Genomic DNA, 15,272 nt, shown 5'->3' with positions numbered 1-15,272 from the left:
TGCAGGCGCTCAGGGTTTTCCGGGAATGCCGTACTTGCGCAAGCGGTGAGCGATGGCGGTGTGTGAGGTTTGCAGGCGGCTGGCCAACTGCCGGGTCGAGGGGTAACTGACGTAGAGCTTCTCCAGCAGGCTGCGCTCGAAGTCCTCGACGGCCTGTTCCAGGCTATCGACTTCGCCGTCGTTCTGGCGGGCCACGGAGGTGCCGGCGATGTCCAGGTCACCGATGTCCACCAGGCTGCTTTCGCAGATGGCGGCGGCGCGGAAGATCACGTTCTGCAGCTGGCGCACATTGCCCGGCCAACGGTTGCCCAACAGCGCCGGATAGGTGCCGGGCGCCAGGCGGCACACCGGGCGCTGGATCTGCGCACAGGCCTGCTGCATGAAGTAGCGGGCCAGCAGCAGGATGTCCTGGCCGCGTTCACGCAGGGGCGGTACTTCGACGTTGAGCACGTTGAGGCGATAGAACAGGTCTTCGCGGAAGGTGCCTTCGCTGACCATTTTTTCCAGGTCGCGGTGGGTGGCGCTGAGGATGCGCACATTGACCTTCACTTCGCGGTCGCCGCCCACCCGGCGGAAGCTGCCGTCGTTGAGAAAACGCAGCAGCTTGGCTTGCAAATAGGGCGACATTTCGCCGATTTCATCGAGAAATACCGTGCCCTGGTTGGCCAGCTCCATCAGCCCTGGCTTGCCGCCGCGTTGGGCGCCGGTAAAGGCGCCGGGGGCGTAACCGAACAATTCACTCTCGGCGAGATTCTCCGGCAGCGCCGCGCAGTTCAACGCCAAAAACGGCGCACTGTGGCGTGCGCTGATGGCGTGGCAGGCCCGCGCCACCAACTCCTTGCCGGTGCCGGTTTCGCCCTGGATCAACAGCGGAGCATCGAGTGCGGCCACCCGTTGTGCGCGTGCCTTGAGCGTGCGGATCACCGGGGACTCGCCCAGCAGCGCATCAAAGCCTTCGGCATGATCATGGTGCAGCGCCGACAGTTGTTCGCCGATGCGGTTGGGTTGGTACAGGGTGAGCAGGGCGCCGGCATCGGTGATCGGCGTGGCGTCCAGCAAGAGGGTCTGGCCGTTGACGCTGATCTCGCGCAGGGGCAGGCGAAAGCCCTGTTCCAGCAAGGTGTCCAGTAATGCCGGGTCATTGAACAGCTCGGCGATGCTTTCCCCCGCCGGCTCGCGCCCGTACAGCGCAATCATTGCCGGGTTGGCCAGCAGGATCTTGCCCGCACTGTCCAGGGCCAGCACCGGGTCGGTCATGGCCGCCAGCAGGGCGTCGAGTTGCAGGTGGCGGCGTTGGCCGGGAAGGATATCCACTACCGTTACGGCTTGTACGCCGTGCACGCTGAACAGCGCGTCGCGCAGCTCTTCGAGCACCTCGGCACTCAGCGTCGGGGCGTCGATGTAGACGTTGGGCGGCACCATTTCCACCGCATCCAGGTTGAGATTGCGCCCACCAAGCAAGGCCAGGACTTCCTGGGTAATGCCGACGCGGTCGATGAAGCTGACGTGGATACGCATGGGGCGCTAACAATTCTGGGGAGCGAGAGGCGGCAAGTATGCCTGACAGGCGATAGAGATCAAAAAATGTGAGAGGGGGCTTGCCCCCTCCCACAGTTGCAGCAGAGTTTTGTCAGTTATTCCAGGTGTTCGGGTTTGACCGGATCGCCCGATTTCACATCCAGCTGATGCCGCACATCCTCGAACATCTGGTCGTACTGCTTGTGCATCGAACCATTGAGCACGGCCGTCTTCGGCATCCCATACTTCTGCGCGATGTTCATCGCATGCCGGGCGAAGTCGAATGCCTGGTCCTTGGGCAAGAAGAACTCCTCCTTGAGGTCCTTGCCCTGCACCGAGCCGTGCAGCTTGAACAGCATGCCCTTGCCTTCCTTTGGATCCTGGCTGACTTCGTAATCGATGCACAGGTTGTAGCTGTAGTCGTCCTTGTTAAGGGCGTGACGTTCGACGTGCAGGTGACCGGGTTCAAAGGTGGCCATAGGCGTATCTCCTCTACTTCACAGATAGGTGATGCCAGGTGTTGCCGTGCTGATGCGCGTGCCGGCGCTGCCCTGGACGATGGCTTCGATGTCGGAGAGTGAACCGATCACCGCGGTTTTGCCAGTCTGGCGGGCGAACTCGCAGGCGGCTTGCACCTTGGGCCCCATGGAGCCGGCGGCGAAGCCGAGTTTTTCCATGTCATCGGGGTGGGCCTGGCCGATGGCTTTTTGCGTCGGCTTGCCGAAGTCGATAAACGCGGCATTGACGTCGGTGGCTATCACCAGCAAATCGGCGTCCAGTTGCGAGGCCAGCAACGAGGAGCACAGGTCTTTGTCGATCACGGCTTCGATGCCCTTGAGCTTGCCGTCTTCACCGTACATGGTCGGGATACCGCCACCACCGGCGCAGATCACGATGGCGTTTTTTTCCAGCAACCACTTGATCGGGCGAATTTCAAAGATGCGTTTGGGCCGCGGGCTGGCCACGACGCGGCGATATTTGTCGCCATCCGGGGCGATGGCCCAGCCTTTCTCGGCGGCGAGTTTTTCCGCTTCGGCCTTCGAGTACACCGGGCCGATGGGCTTGGTCGGGTTCTGGAAGGCAGGGTCCTTGGCGTCCACTTCCACCTGGGTGAGCAGGGTAGCGAATGGCACTTCGAAGTCCAGCAGGTTGCCCAGTTCCTGTTCGATGATGTAGCCGATCATGCCTTCGGTCTCGGCACCCAGTACGTCCAGCGGGTAAGGCGAAACGCTGGTGTAGGCGGCCGCCTGCAACGACAGCAGGCCGACCTGCGGGCCATTGCCGTGGGCGATGACCAGCTCGTTGCCGGCATGGATCTTGGCGATCTGTTCGGTGGCGATACGGATATTGGCGCGTTGGTTGTCTGCGGTCATGGGTTCACCACGGCGCAGGAGGGCGTTGCCGCCCAAAGCTACGACGATGCGCATAATGCAATCCTTCTATGGGTGTGAACACAGAGGCCAATGTGGGAGGGGCTTGATCCCGATAGCGGTATGTCAGGCAACTTATCTGTAGCTGATCCGCCGCCATCGGGGGCAAGTCGAATCGTCGCACCGCCCCTCCCACACTTAACCCGTGTAGCCTTTAGATATCCGCGAGTGCCGACACCAGGATCGCCTTGATGGTGTGCATGCGGTTTTCCGCCTGCTCAAAAGCGATGTTGGCCGGCGACTCGAAGACTTCCTCGGTCACTTCCACCCCATTGGCCAGGTTCGGATAACGTGCGGCGATGTCCTTGCCGACCTTGGTTTCGCTGTTGTGGAACGCCGGCAGGCAGTGCATGAATTTCACCCGAGGGTTGCCCGAGGCCTTCATCATCTTGGCGTTGACCTGGTACGGCAGCAGTTGCTCGATGCGTTCGTCCCACGCTTCCACCGGCTCACCCATGGACACCCAGATATCGGTGTGGATGAAGTCCACGCCTTTGACGGCTTCTTTCGGGTCTTCGGTGATGGTGATGCGCGCGCCGCTTTCCTCGGCGAATGCCTGGCACTGTTTGATGAAGTCTTCGTGGGGCCACAGGGCTTTCGGCGCGCCGATACGCACGTCCATGCCGAGCTTGGCGCCGATCATCAGCAGCGAGTTACCCATGTTATAGCGCGCGTCACCCAGGTAGGCGTAGCTGATGTCATGCAGCGGCTTGTCGCTGTGCTCGCGCATGGTCAGGGTGTCGGCGATCATTTGGGTCGGGTGGAATTCGGCGGTGAGGCCGTTGAACACCGGCACGCCGGCGAACTTGGCCAGCTCTTCGACGATTTCCTGCTCGAAGCCACGGTACTCAATGGCGTCGAACATGCGGCCAAGGACGCGGGCGGTGTCTTTCATGCTTTCTTTGTGGCCGATCTGCGACGACACCGGGTCGATGTAGGTGACGTGGGCGCCCTGGTCGTGGGCTGCCACTTCGAAGGCGCAACGGGTGCGGGTCGAGGTTTTTTCGAAGATCAGCGCGATGTTCTTGCCTTGCAGGTGCGGACGCTCGGTGCCGGTGTATTTGGCGCGCTTGAGGTCGCGGGACAGGTCCAGCAGGTAATTCAGTTCGCGGGTGGTGTGGTGCATCAGCGACAGTAGGCTGCGGTTGCGCATATTGAAAGCCATGATGGAATCTCCTTAATAGTCGATAGGGTCGCGGATGATCGGGCAGGTCATGCAGTGGCCGCCGCCACGGCCACGGCCGAGTTCACCGGCGCTGATGGTGATGACTTCCACGCCAGCCTTGCGCAACAGGGTGTTGGTGTAGGTGTTGCGGTCGTAGCCGATCACCACGCCAGGCTCCAAGGCCACCACGTTGTTGCCGTCGTCCCACTGCTCGCGTTCGGCGGCGAAGCTGTTGCCGCCGGTCTCGACCACGCGCAGGGCCTTGAGGTTGAGCGCAGCGGCCACGGTCTCGAGGAAGTTGGTTTTCTCCCGCTGAATGTCGATGCCGTGGGGCTTGCTGTCATCAGGGCGTAGGGTGAAGGGCACGATCTGGTTGACCACTTCGGGGAAGATGGTCACCAGGTCGCGGTCGCAGAAGCTGAACACGGTGTCCAGGTGCATCGCCGCGCGGGATTTCGGCAGGCCGGCAACGATCACCCGTTCCACGGCTTTGTTCTTGAACAGGTTGCGCGCCAGTTGGCCGATGGCCTGGTGGGACGAGCGCTCGCCCATGCCGATCAACACCACGCCATTGCCGATCGGCATGACGTCACCGCCTTCCAGCGTGGCAGCACCGTGTTCCTGGTCGGGGTCGCCGTACCAGATCTGGAAGTCCGCGTTGGTGAACTCGGGGTGGAATTTGTAGATGGCGCTGGCCAGCAGGGTTTCCTGGCGTCGCGCCGGCCAGTACATCGGGTTGAGCGTCACACCGCCGTAGATCCAGCAGGTGGTGTCGCGGGTGAACTGGGTGTTGGGCAGCGGCGGCAGAATGAAACTGGCGTGGCCGAGGAAGTCGCGGAACATCTCGATGGTCTTGCCACCGAAGCTGCTCGGCAGGTCATCGGCCGACACGCCACCGATCAGGAACTCGGCAATCTTGCGCGGCTCAAGGCTGCGCAGCCAGGAGCTGACTTCCTCGACCAGGCCCAGGCCCACGGTGTTGGAGGTGATCTTGCGTTCCAGGATCCAGTCCAGGGCCTCGGGGTTCGCAACGATGTCGGTCAGCAGGTTGTGCATTTCCAGCACATCAATATCCCGCTCGCGCATCTTGGTCACGAAGTCGAAATGGTCGCGCTTGGCCTGGGCCACCCACAACACATCGTCGAACAGCAATTCATCGCAGTTGTTAGGGGTCAGCCGTTGGTGGGCCAAACCTGGGGAGCACACCATGACTTTGCGCAGTTTGCCGGCTTCGGAATGTACGCCGTACTTCACTTTTTCCGTGGTCATTACAGATCCTCCAAGGAACAACAATTACAGAGTCAGGAAGCCGTCGTAGAGACCATAGGCAGCCACCAGGGCGCCAATGACTACCGCAGCGAAAATCAGCTTCTCGACGTTGGTGAAAATCGGTTTGCCCAGTTCATGCTTGGCCTTGGCGAACAGGATCGCGCCGGGGGCATAGAGCAGGGCGGACAACAGCAGGTACTTGGTGCCGCCGGCATAGAGCAGCCAGACCGCGTAGATCAGCGAAACCGCGCCGATGAACAGGTCTTTCCTGCGCTCTTTGAGGGCGTTTTCGTAGGTTTCGCCGCGCACCGCCAGCAGCAGGGCGTAGGCCGCCGACCACAGGTAAGGCACCAGGATCATCGAGGTGGCGAGGTAGATCAGCGACAGGTAGGTACTGGCGGAAAACAGCGTGATCACCAGGAATATCTGGACCATGGCGTTGGTCAGCCACAGGGCGTTGGCCGGCACGTGGTTGGCGTTTTCCTTGCGCAGGAACTCCGGCATGGTGTGGTCCTTGGCGGCGGCGAACATGATCTCCGCACACAGCAGCACCCACGACAGCAGCGCCCCCAGCAACGAGATGATCAAGCCGACGCTGATCAGCACCGCACCCCAGTGGCCCACCACATGTTCCAGCACGGCGGCCATCGACGGGTTCTGCAGCTTGGCCAATTCCGGTTGGGTCATGATGCCCAGGGACAGCACGTTCACCAGCATCAGGAACAACAGTACGGTGATAAAGCCGATCACCGTGGCCTTGCCGACGTCGCTGCGTTTTTCAGCACGGGCCGAGAAGATGCTCGCGCCTTCGATACCAATGAACACCCACACGGTGACCAGCATCATGTTGCGCACTTGGTTCATCACGCTGCCCAGGTCGGGGTTTTTCACGCCCCAGATGTCAGCGGTGAAGATGTCCAGCTTGAACGCGAACACGGCGATCAATACGAACAGCACCAGCGGCACCACCTTGGCGACCGTGGTCACCAGGTTGATGAACGCCGCTTCCTTGATCCCGCGCAGCACCAGAAAATGCACGGCCCACAGCAAGACCGACGCGCCAATCACCGCCGCAGGCGTATTGCCTTCGCCGAAGATCGGGAAGAAGTAACCGAGGGTGCTGAACAGGAGGACGAAGTAACCGACGTTGCCCAGCCAGGCGCTGATCCAGTAACCCCAGGCAGACGAAAAGCCCATGTAGTCACCGAAGCCGGCCTTGGCGTAGGCGTAAACACCGCCGTCCAGATCAGGTTTGCGGTTGGCCAGGGTCTGGAAGACAAACGCCAGGGTCAGCATGCCCACGGCGGTAATTACCCAGCCGATCAATACCGCGCCAACATCGGCACTGGCCGCCATGTTTTGCGGCAGAGAGAAGATCCCGCCGCCAATCATTGAGCCGACGACAAGTGCAACCAGTGCACCCAATCGAAGTTTTCCGGGAGATTCAGACATTGCATAACTCCAATGCAGGAGAAGAGAGACCACAGAATAATTCCGTGTGCTAATCAAACAGCTGACTCAGATCACTTCATTGGCACATTCCATTGTGAATTAATGAGTTAGGAGGAAAGTCGCGAGCAATACCTCTCCCCCGCAAAGTCGCGTTCCAGAGCGATTTATGCGGTTTTATTAATTATTTAGTCTGCCGTGTGGACGTTTGAAACTAGACCCTTTTACTGAATACGCAAGTTTTTCCAAAAGGCGACAATAAATGACCTGGAAACGACAAAGTAGTGGCCATGTTTAAATTCTAAATACGTCTGAACTGGATAAACTGTCATGCCGTTGAGTTATGAGCGTGGCGGTTTTATCGCTGTCTTTAATAAACGCTACACTCGCTGACTTAATTAGTTGAGTTCAGGGTTGTCAGCTCAATTTTTATTCAGGAGTCTGCATGTCTCAACCGGCCCAGAAACTTCGGCTTGGCGCCCTGATTGCCCTGGTGGTGGGGTCGATGATCGGCGGCGGGATCTTCTCGTTGCCGCAGAACATGGCCGCGCGCGCCGAGGTGGGCGCGGTGTTGATCGGCTGGGCGATCACGGCCGTGGGCATGCTGACCCTGGCCTTCGTCTTCCAGACCCTGGCCAATCGCAAGCCGGAACTGGATTCCGGGGTGTACGCCTACGCCAAGGCGGGTTTCGGCGACTACATGGGCTTTTCCTCGGCCTGGGGTTACTGGATCAGCGCGTGGATGGGCAACGTCGGTTATTTCGTGTTGCTGTTCAGCACCCTGGGCTATTTTTTCCCGGTGTTCGGCCAAGGCAACACGCCGGTGGCCATCGGCTGCGCATCGTTGCTGCTATGGGCCGTGCACTTCCTGGTGCTGCGCGGGATCAAGGAAGCCGCGTTCATCAACCAGATCACCACCGTGGCCAAGCTGGTACCGCTGCTGATGTTCGTGGTCATCGCCGCCGTGGCGTTCAAGGCCGATATTTTCACGGCTGACATCTGGGGCCTGGGCAAGCCGCAATTCGGCAGTGTGGTGGACCAGGTGCGCAATATGATGCTGGTCACGGTATTTGTGTTTATCGGCATTGAAGGCGCCAGCGTTTATTCGGCGCGGGCCGAGAAGCGCGCGGACGTGGGGCGGGCCACGGTGATCGGCTTTCTTGGCGTGCTGTTGCTGCTGGTGCTGGTGAATGTGCTGTCCCTGGGCATCATGAGCCAGGCGGAGCTGGCCGGCCTGCAAAACCCGTCCCTGGCCGGTGTGCTCGAGCATATCGTCGGGCCCTGGGGCGCGGTGCTGATCAGCATCGGCCTGGCGGTTTCATTGCTGGGCGCCTTGTTGTCCTGGGCGCTGCTCTGTGCCGAAATCCTCTACGCCACCGCCCATGACAAGACCATGCCGGCCTTCCTGAAGAAGGAAAACGCCAACCAGGTGCCGGTCAACGCCTTGTGGCTGACCAATGTGATGATCCAGGTCTTCCTGGTGATCACGCTGTTTTCCCACAGCACCTACACCACCCTGATTTACCTGGCGTCGTCGATGATTCTGGTGCCGTACCTGTGGTCGGCGGCGTATGCCGTGCTGTTGAGCGGGCGGGGTGAAACCTATGAAGGTGCCCACCGCCATCGCATCAAGGACTTGCTGGTGGGGTTGATCGCCCTGGGCTACGCCGTATGGTTGCTCTACGCCGGGGGGCTGAAATACCTGCTGTTGTCGGCGCTGTTGTATGCGCCAGGCGTGATCCTGTTCGCCCTGGCCAAGCGCGAACAGGGCCAGCCGTTGTTTACCCACGTAGAGAAAGGCATTTTCAGCTGCGTGATCGCCGGTGCAGGGCTGGCGGCGTATGGGTTGTACAGCGGGGTGTTGTCGTTGTGATGGGGGGCAGTACTGGCCTCATCGGGAGCAAGCCCCCTCTCATATTTTGAATATGTTCACCCATCAAAGTGTGGGAGGGGGCTTGCTCCCGATAGCGGCCGTCAAGTCACCATTGAGGCCTGTGCGAGCCCAATTCTCCAGCCGGCAAATCCCATTGCAATGGCGTTCCACCGATGGTCAGCGGGGGCAGCAGCCGGTGGGCCTGGCCCCAGGCGGTCTGTTCGACGACCAGGCCTTGATCCCCTGGTTCTTCCTCTCGCAAAGCCGGCTGCTCGGGCACTTGCCCCGCATCCACCAGTAGCTTCGCCGTACGCGCCAACGACAACCGCGCCGAACCACCGCGCCCGGACTGCAGCCGTTCGCTCAGTGTCTGAATCGCACTGGCCGCCATCAGGTACCCGGTCGCGTGATCCAGCGCCTGCAACGGCAGTGGCACTGGTTTATCCGCGTGTTTCCAGCGCATGCCGGCCTCGGCGATCCCGCTGCTCATCTGCACCAGGCTGTCGAAGCCCCGGCGATTACGCCACGGGCCGCTCCAGCCGTAGGCGTTGAGGCTGACGTCGATCAGGCCGGGGGCGATGTGTTGCAGTTCAGCGGCGGTGTAGCCCAGGTGCTCCAGGGCGTCAGCGCGGTAACCGTGGAACAGGATGTCGGCGTCCTTGAGCAACCTCTCGAAAATCAGCCGGCCTTCGGGCGTTTTCAGGTCCAGGCGCGCGCAACGTTTGCCCAGGGTCATTTCCGGGATTACGCCGGGTTCGTTCCAAGTGGGTGAGTCGATGCGCAGGACATCCGCGCCGAGACCGGCCAGAAAACGACTGGCCACTGGGCCGGCCAATACGCGGGTCAGGTCCAGCACCTTGAGGCCGGCCAGCGGGCGTGCCACCGAGCCGCGCCAGGGTTTATCGGTGGTAGTTTCGAAAGTCTGGCGTTGGACCAGCGCCTCGGCGTTCACCGCCAACCCTTGCGAATGTTGCTGCCAGGCCTGCCATGTACGCATCTGCGCCGCGCAGCCACCGTGGTCGACAATCGCCTGTTCCAGTTCTGCGGCGTTCCACGCCGCGACCTTGCTGGCCATCTCGGCGCGGTCGGCGACCTTGCCCAGCACCCGTTCGGCGGCGGCACGGTGATGGGGCGCGTTGGTGTGCAGGCGAATCCAGCCGTCGGCGCTGGCGTAGTCGCCGGCCACCGGGTCCCACAGGGGCGGCACTTGCCAGCCCAGCGGGCGGATCGAGGAAGAAAACCAGAAGGAGGCGAGGCGTCGGTCCACACTCACGCTGGGTAAGCGCCCGGTCTGTTGCTGGATCAGTTGGGCGATGGCCTGCCCGGCGCCGCCGATGCTGGCACTGGCCAGTTCGGTGACGGCGTAGGTTGAGGGCAGGGCGCCGGCCTCGGTGAAGGTCAGCGGGGTGTGGGGTAGATCGAGTGCGGCTTGGATGGGAGTCAGCAGGTCTATCATCAAAGGCCCTCCTTAAGAGAAGGACCACTATAGAAGATCATCACACCGGCGTGACAACCCCTGGTACCAACGGCAGGTCGATGCTGGCGATAAAACCACCGTCGGGGTGATTGGCCAGGATCAGGCTGCCACCGTGGCGTTCGGCCGCGCGTCGGGCAATTGCCAGGCCCAGGCCGTGGCCTTGGGCCGTCTGGCCGGGAGCGCGGTAGAACGGTTCACCGAGTTGGCTCAAATGTTCGGCCTCCACACCGGGGCCATGGTCGCGCACGCTGATCACGATACGTTCGCCCCGGCGCTGGGCGTGCAAATCGATCGGTTGCCCCGGCGGGTTGAAGCGCTGGGCGTTGCGCAGCAGGTTATCCACAGCCCGTTCGATCATGGTCGGCCAGCCCTTCAGTTGCAGGTCCGGGTCGGTGCTCAGTTGCACCACTTGGTCCGGCGCGCTGAGTTGGGCGTCCTTTTGCAGGGTTTTGAGCAGTGGGATGAGGTCGACGTCTTCGGCGCTGGCATTGTCGGCATCGACGCGGGCCAGTACCAGGATCTCGCTAATCAGGGCTTCCAGGCGGTCGCATTCGCGGGTCAGGCGTGGCCAGAGTTTTTCCCGTTCTTCGGAGCTGGCGCGTTCGGCCAGGGCCAGGGCGATGCGCAGGCGGGCGAGGGGCGAGCGCAGTTCGTGGGACACATCGCGCAGCAATTGGCGCTGGCTGCCGATCAGGCTTTGCAGGCGTGCGCCCATGCGGTTGAAGTCGGTGGCGAGTACGCCGAATTCATCGCGACGGTTGGCCAACTGCGCCAGGCTGTTTTGCTGGTAGGTGGCCTGGCCGAGGTCATGCACCGCACCGCGCAGGCGGCTCAAGGGGCGCGTGATGGACAAGGTGACAAACAGACTGAACAGGGTCAGCACCACCAGCGCAATCACCAGCGCGCTCAAGGGCCACGCCAGGCTGCTGCGATGCCATTCGTCGAGCTCCGGGTGTGGGATGCGGTAGATCAACAGGTACGTGTCGCCGGTCTTCTCGCTGGTGTACTCGGCGGTCAGGCGCCGCCAGGGCAGATGGCCCTTTTTGCTGTCGTTCTGACGGGCTTCGAAGGCGGCGGCGCGGCGCGGGAAGGTGCCGCGTACCACCGGCTCGCCGCTTTCGTTGAGCACTTGCACGTCGATGTGGTACTGGCGTTTGCGCTGTTGCAGCAGGTCTTGGGCAGCATCCTCGCCCTGGGCTTCGTAGAGTTGGGTCCACTCTTGCGCCAGGTTATTGAGGCCGGGGTGACGGCTGAGAATCCAGGCATCCTGGTTAAGCATGTGCCCAAGCAGGATCGACAGCCCGGCAACCAGGGCGATGGCCAGCCAGAAACTGGCCAGGATGCGCCAGAACAATGAACGCACAGGAAACCCTCAAACAGGAAAAGCCCAGTGGCGGGGGCCACTGGGCTGGGAGCGTTAACGCTGGAGCATTATTGCGCTTTTTGCGGCTGTTGCGCTTTCCAGGCTTGGAATTCCTTCCATTCGGCACGGCGCTGTTCTTGCTTCTTGACGATCTCGTCGAACTTCTTCTGTTGGTCAGGCTTGAGCACGGCACGGATGTCGGCCTGGGTTTTCTGCTTGCCGGCGGCGATTTCATCCTGCATGGCTTTCTGGTCGGCGGCCGGGAGCTTGTCCAGGTACTTTTTGACCAGGTCCTTGCGAGCGTGCCATTGGTCGCCCATCAGCTTGCCGATCTGCTCGCGCTGTTCGCGGCTCAGGTCCAGTTGGCTGAAGGGGCCGCCTTTGCCACGCGGACCGTGTTCACCGCCGTGGCCCGGGCCACCCATCATGTGACCTTCAGGGCCGCCCATCGGGCCTGGGCCTTCGGGCATAGCGGCCATGGCAACGGTCGGCAGGGCGGCGGCGAACATCAAAGCGATAAGGGTCTTGCGCATGGTGATTCTCCTGTCTCTATTCCGGCGAGTCCGGATGTGAGTAGATTACGGAGATCAAGGTCAGCGGCGGTCAGGTGTGGGTAAAGCTTGGGTAAAGAGGGTTTTGTTGCGAACTGACAAAACCCTGTAGGCGCGGTGGGGGTTAAAGGCTGTAGTAGTAGCCCCGGCTACGCAACGCCACGATCCGTGGCCGGCCATCCGGGTGCGGGCCGATCTTCTTGCGCAGGTTGCTGACGTGCATGTCCAGGCTGCGATCGTAAAGGGTCAGCTTGCGGCCCAGGGCGATCTGCGCCAGTTCCTGCTTGTCCAGTGGCTCGCCGGGCTGGCGCAATAAAGCTTCCAGCAGGCGGCTTTCGGAGACGGTGAGGGTGAATTCCTGCTCATCGATGCTGACCACGCCGCGCACCGGGCTGAAGCACAGGTCGCCCAGTTCCAGTTGGCTGGACACAGCGGCCGGGTGGCTGCGGCGCAATACCGCGCGCAGGCGGGCGGTAAGTTCGCGTGGGTCGCAGGGCTTGGCCAGGTAGTCGTCGGCGCCCAGTTCCAGGCCGAGGATGCGGTCCAGGGGTTCGCCCCGCGCCGAGAGCATCAGCACCGGCAACTCCGGGTGGTCGTTGCGCAATTGCTTGAGCAGCTCCAGGCCGCTGCCGTCGGGCAGCATCACGTCGAGCACCACCGCCGCCGGGGCGCTGTCGGCCAAGGCCTTGCGCGCGCTCAAGCCATCGTGGCAGGCGCGCACCTGGAAACCTTCCTGGCTCAGCCAACTGGTCAGCAGCTCGCAGAGCTCCTGGTCATCATCTATCAGTAACAGCTCGCTCATGACTCACTCAATTTAGCCATTGTCGACGACGACGGTGTCCACCGCTGGCGAAGATCCCGCACAGCAGGGCGATCAGTGCGACGGCCCCACCGGTGACGAACCATTGTTGCTGCTCGGTCAGCCATCGGGTCAAGGCGCCGCCCTGTGCATCTTTGAGTTGCTGGGCCAGGCGTTGGTTCTCCTGGCGAAGGCGACTCAATTGAGCGCTTTCGCGGGCAGCATCCGCGCTCTGCAGTTGCTTGCTCAGTTCTTCACGCTGCCGTTCGCTTTCTTTCAAGCGTTGCTGCAACTCGGTGATCTGGGCGCCGGCACTCAAGGACAGGGGCGTGGAACTGCCGGTGTTCGAGGTTTCTTCAGCGTGGGCCGTAGCCCCGATCATTAACACTGCCAACAGACACAACTGACGTAAGCGCATCGGAACTCCTGATTCCACACGAATATTCAGAACGTTGTCGGCAGGTTGCCGAAAATAATGAGCAATTAGGCGTGCGCCGCACTCAATAGGTTCGGCGCAACCAGGATCAGGGCAGGACTTGCTTGAAGGGTTTGACCGCCACGTCGGCGTAGACACCGGCTGCGACATAGGGATCAGCCTTGGCCCAGGCCTGGGCGTCGGCCAGTGACGCGAACTCGGCGACGATCAGGCTGCCGGTAAAACCGGCGTCGCCCGGGTCGTTGCTGTCCACGGCCGGATGCGGGCCGGCCAGCACAATGCGGCCTTCGGCTTGCAGCACCTTGAGGCGCTCCACGTGAGCCGGGCGTACGGACAGGCGTTTTTCCAACGAGTTGGCAACGTCGGTGGCAATGATGGCGTAGAGCATGTCAGTCCTCGGTTTTCGGCGTAGTAGGCTCGGTGTCATGCAGGTGGCGCGACAGGTAGATGCCCTGGGCGACCAGGAACAGCACGGTCATGCCCAGGCTGCCGAACACTTTGAAGTCGACCCAGTAGTCCTGGAAAGTAAACGCCACGAACAGGTTGGCGGCGCCGCAGAAGATGAAAAACGCAATCCAGGCCACGTTCAAGCGTGTCCACACCGGTTCCGGCAGGGTCAGCGCGTGGCCCATGATCCGCTTGATCAGCAGGCGATCACCGATGAAGTGGCTGCCGATGAACGCCAGGGCAAACAGCCAGTTCACCACCGGCGCTTTCCATTTAAGGAAGGTTTCGCTGTGGAAGGCCAGGGTCAGGCTGCCGAAGACCAGGCAGGCGACCAGGGTCAGCCACTGGCTTTTTTCCAGTTTGCGCTGGGAAATGAAGATGGCGCCGTAGACCACGACGGAGCTGATGATGAGCACGGCGGTGGCACTGTAGATGCCGCCGAAGGTCAGCTCATGGCCGGCCAGATCGATGACCCTGGGGTCGAGTTTGTAAACGATGAAAAACAGCAACAGCGGGATGAAGTCGATGAATTGTTTCACAGTAAGAGCCAGAAGCTGGATGTGGCGGCATAATAACAAACATCCTTGGTTGCGATAGCGCCAGCTGACTTGAGGTAACACACCCCCGTGAATGTTGATTTGCACTGCCACAGCACGGCCTCCGACGGCGCCCTGGCGCCCGCGGTACTGGTTGCGCGTGCGTTTGAAAAAGGCGTGCGAGTCCTCTCGTTGACCGACCACGACACCCTTGAAGGCCTCGACGAAGCCCGTACAACGGCCCATGCCCTGGGCATGCAGCTGGTCAACGGGGTGGAATTGTCCTGCACCTGGGGCGGCGCCACCATTCATGTGCTCGGCTACGGTTTTGATCAAAAGGCGCCGCCGTTGGTGGAGGCTATCGCGCAATTGCACGATGGCCGCTGGCTGCGGTCCGAAGAAATAAGCCGAAAACTCAGCCTCAAAGGCATGCCCAACGCCCTCGACGGCGCCCGCGCCATCCAGCAGGAACTGGGCGACAGCGGCAACGCGCCGGCCCGTCCGCACTTTGCCGACTGGATGGTGCGTGAAGGTTTTGTCAAAGACCGCGCCGAAGCTTTTCGCAAATGGCTGGGCGCCGGCAAGTTGGGCGATGTGAAGCAACATTGGCCGACCCTTGAAGACACCGTCGAGACCCTGCGGGCCTCCGGGGCCTGGGTCAGCCTGGCGCATCCCTGGCATTACGATTTCACCCGCAGCAAGCGTCGCAAGCTGATTGGCGACTATATTGGAGCGGGCGGGCATGCGATTGAAGTGGTCAACGGCTTTCAACCCGCCGAACAGGTGGGGAGCCTGTCGATCCTTGCCCGCGAATTTGGTCTGCTGGTCAGCGCCGGCAGTGATTTTCATGGCCCTGGCGGCTGGTCCGAGATCGGCGAGTACCGCGCGGTCCCGGAAGATTTGCCGCTGTTGTGGGGGAGATTCAAGCATGACCCCATTATTGCCACCGTCTGAACAGG

The 15,272-nt window shown here is 61.6% G+C and carries 15 protein-coding genes; 2 read left to right on the top strand and 13 right to left on the bottom strand.

The window, feature by feature from the left end:
• Positions 1 to 9 precede the first annotated feature (9 nt).
• The 6 genes from HCF10_RS06595 to arcD (HCF10_RS06570) all read right to left on the bottom strand — a co-directional run bounded on the left by HCF10_RS06595 (position 10) and on the right by arcD (HCF10_RS06570) (position 6,834).
• Positions 10 to 1,518 carry a sigma-54-dependent transcriptional regulator gene (locus HCF10_RS06595; RefSeq protein ID WP_131697884.1) on the bottom strand — a complete coding sequence of 503 codons (1,509 nt, stop codon included), beginning with the start codon at positions 1,516 to 1,518 and terminating at the stop codon, positions 10 to 12.
• 116 nt (positions 1,519 to 1,634) lie between these two features.
• Complete coding sequence (locus HCF10_RS06590) at positions 1,635 to 1,997, bottom strand: DUF5064 family protein (RefSeq protein ID WP_131697883.1); 363 nt, start codon at positions 1,995 to 1,997, stop codon at positions 1,635 to 1,637.
• An 18-nt stretch (positions 1,998 to 2,015) separates the two neighbouring features.
• Positions 2,016 to 2,945 (bottom strand): carbamate kinase, encoded by a 930-nt coding sequence (gene arcC / locus HCF10_RS06585; RefSeq protein WP_131697882.1) that lies wholly within the window; start codon positions 2,943 to 2,945, stop codon positions 2,016 to 2,018.
• Positions 2,946 to 3,102: 157 nt separating this feature from the next.
• Positions 3,103 to 4,113 (bottom strand): ornithine carbamoyltransferase, encoded by a 1,011-nt coding sequence (locus HCF10_RS06580; protein ID WP_015885593.1) that lies wholly within the window; start codon positions 4,111 to 4,113, stop codon positions 3,103 to 3,105.
• Between the two features lie 12 nt (positions 4,114 to 4,125).
• Positions 4,126 to 5,382 carry an arginine deiminase gene (gene arcA / locus HCF10_RS06575; RefSeq protein ID WP_167655103.1) on the bottom strand — a complete coding sequence of 419 codons (1,257 nt, stop codon included), beginning with the start codon at positions 5,380 to 5,382 and terminating at the stop codon, positions 4,126 to 4,128.
• Between the two features lie 24 nt (positions 5,383 to 5,406).
• Positions 5,407 to 6,834, bottom strand: a complete 1,428-nt coding sequence (gene arcD / locus HCF10_RS06570; RefSeq protein ID WP_131697880.1) for an arginine-ornithine antiporter — start codon at positions 6,832 to 6,834, stop codon at positions 5,407 to 5,409.
• A gap of 442 nt (positions 6,835 to 7,276) precedes the next feature.
• Here arcD (HCF10_RS06570) and arcD (HCF10_RS06565) point away from each other — a divergent pair, with 442 nt between their 5' ends.
• Positions 7,277 to 8,704: an arginine-ornithine antiporter gene (arcD, locus tag HCF10_RS06565; RefSeq protein ID WP_167655102.1), complete on the top strand. Its 1,428-nt coding sequence runs from the start codon at positions 7,277 to 7,279 to the stop codon at positions 8,702 to 8,704.
• Between the two features lie 106 nt (positions 8,705 to 8,810).
• On the opposite strand, the gene HCF10_RS06560 is transcribed toward arcD (HCF10_RS06565), so the two are convergent.
• From HCF10_RS06560 to HCF10_RS06530, 7 genes are all read right to left on the bottom strand, one after another.
• Positions 8,811 to 10,160 (bottom strand): CoA transferase, encoded by a 1,350-nt coding sequence (locus HCF10_RS06560; protein WP_167655101.1) that lies wholly within the window; start codon positions 10,158 to 10,160, stop codon positions 8,811 to 8,813.
• Between the two features lie 40 nt (positions 10,161 to 10,200).
• Positions 10,201 to 11,544 (bottom strand): ATP-binding protein, encoded by a 1,344-nt coding sequence (locus HCF10_RS06555; protein ID WP_167655100.1) that lies wholly within the window; start codon positions 11,542 to 11,544, stop codon positions 10,201 to 10,203.
• A 68-nt stretch (positions 11,545 to 11,612) separates the two neighbouring features.
• Positions 11,613 to 12,077, bottom strand: coding sequence for an LTXXQ domain protein (locus HCF10_RS06550; RefSeq protein ID WP_053135934.1), 465 nt, complete (start codon positions 12,075 to 12,077; stop codon positions 11,613 to 11,615).
• Between the two features lie 142 nt (positions 12,078 to 12,219).
• On the bottom strand, positions 12,220 to 12,897 hold the full coding sequence (locus HCF10_RS06545) for a response regulator transcription factor (protein ID WP_049711772.1): 678 nt from the start codon (positions 12,895 to 12,897) through the stop codon (positions 12,220 to 12,222).
• A gap of 7 nt (positions 12,898 to 12,904) precedes the next feature.
• Positions 12,905 to 13,312, bottom strand: coding sequence for a translation initiation factor 2 (locus tag HCF10_RS06540; protein ID WP_131697874.1), 408 nt, complete (start codon positions 13,310 to 13,312; stop codon positions 12,905 to 12,907).
• A 106-nt stretch (positions 13,313 to 13,418) separates the two neighbouring features.
• Entirely contained in the window at positions 13,419 to 13,718 is a 300-nt protein-coding gene (locus tag HCF10_RS06535; RefSeq protein WP_090400541.1) for a YciI family protein, read from the bottom strand.
• Between the two features lies 1 nt (position 13,719).
• Positions 13,720 to 14,316 carry a septation protein A gene (locus tag HCF10_RS06530; RefSeq protein ID WP_090400540.1) on the bottom strand — a complete coding sequence of 199 codons (597 nt, stop codon included), beginning with the start codon at positions 14,314 to 14,316 and terminating at the stop codon, positions 13,720 to 13,722.
• Positions 14,317 to 14,403: 87 nt separating this feature from the next.
• Between HCF10_RS06530 and HCF10_RS06525 the strand changes: the two genes are divergently transcribed.
• The gene (locus HCF10_RS06525) at positions 14,404 to 15,267 is read left to right on the top strand and encodes a PHP domain-containing protein (RefSeq protein ID WP_027605570.1); all 864 of its coding nucleotides are present in this window, start codon (positions 14,404 to 14,406) and stop codon (positions 15,265 to 15,267) included.
• Positions 15,268 to 15,272 lie beyond the last annotated feature (5 nt).

The sequence above is a fragment of the Pseudomonas sp. B14(2022) genome (genome assembly GCF_012030485.1).
Classification (GTDB): domain Bacteria; phylum Pseudomonadota; class Gammaproteobacteria; order Pseudomonadales; family Pseudomonadaceae; genus Aquipseudomonas.
The sequence above is the reverse complement of the archived record's forward strand: the minus strand, read 5'-3'. Positions and strand labels throughout refer to the sequence as shown.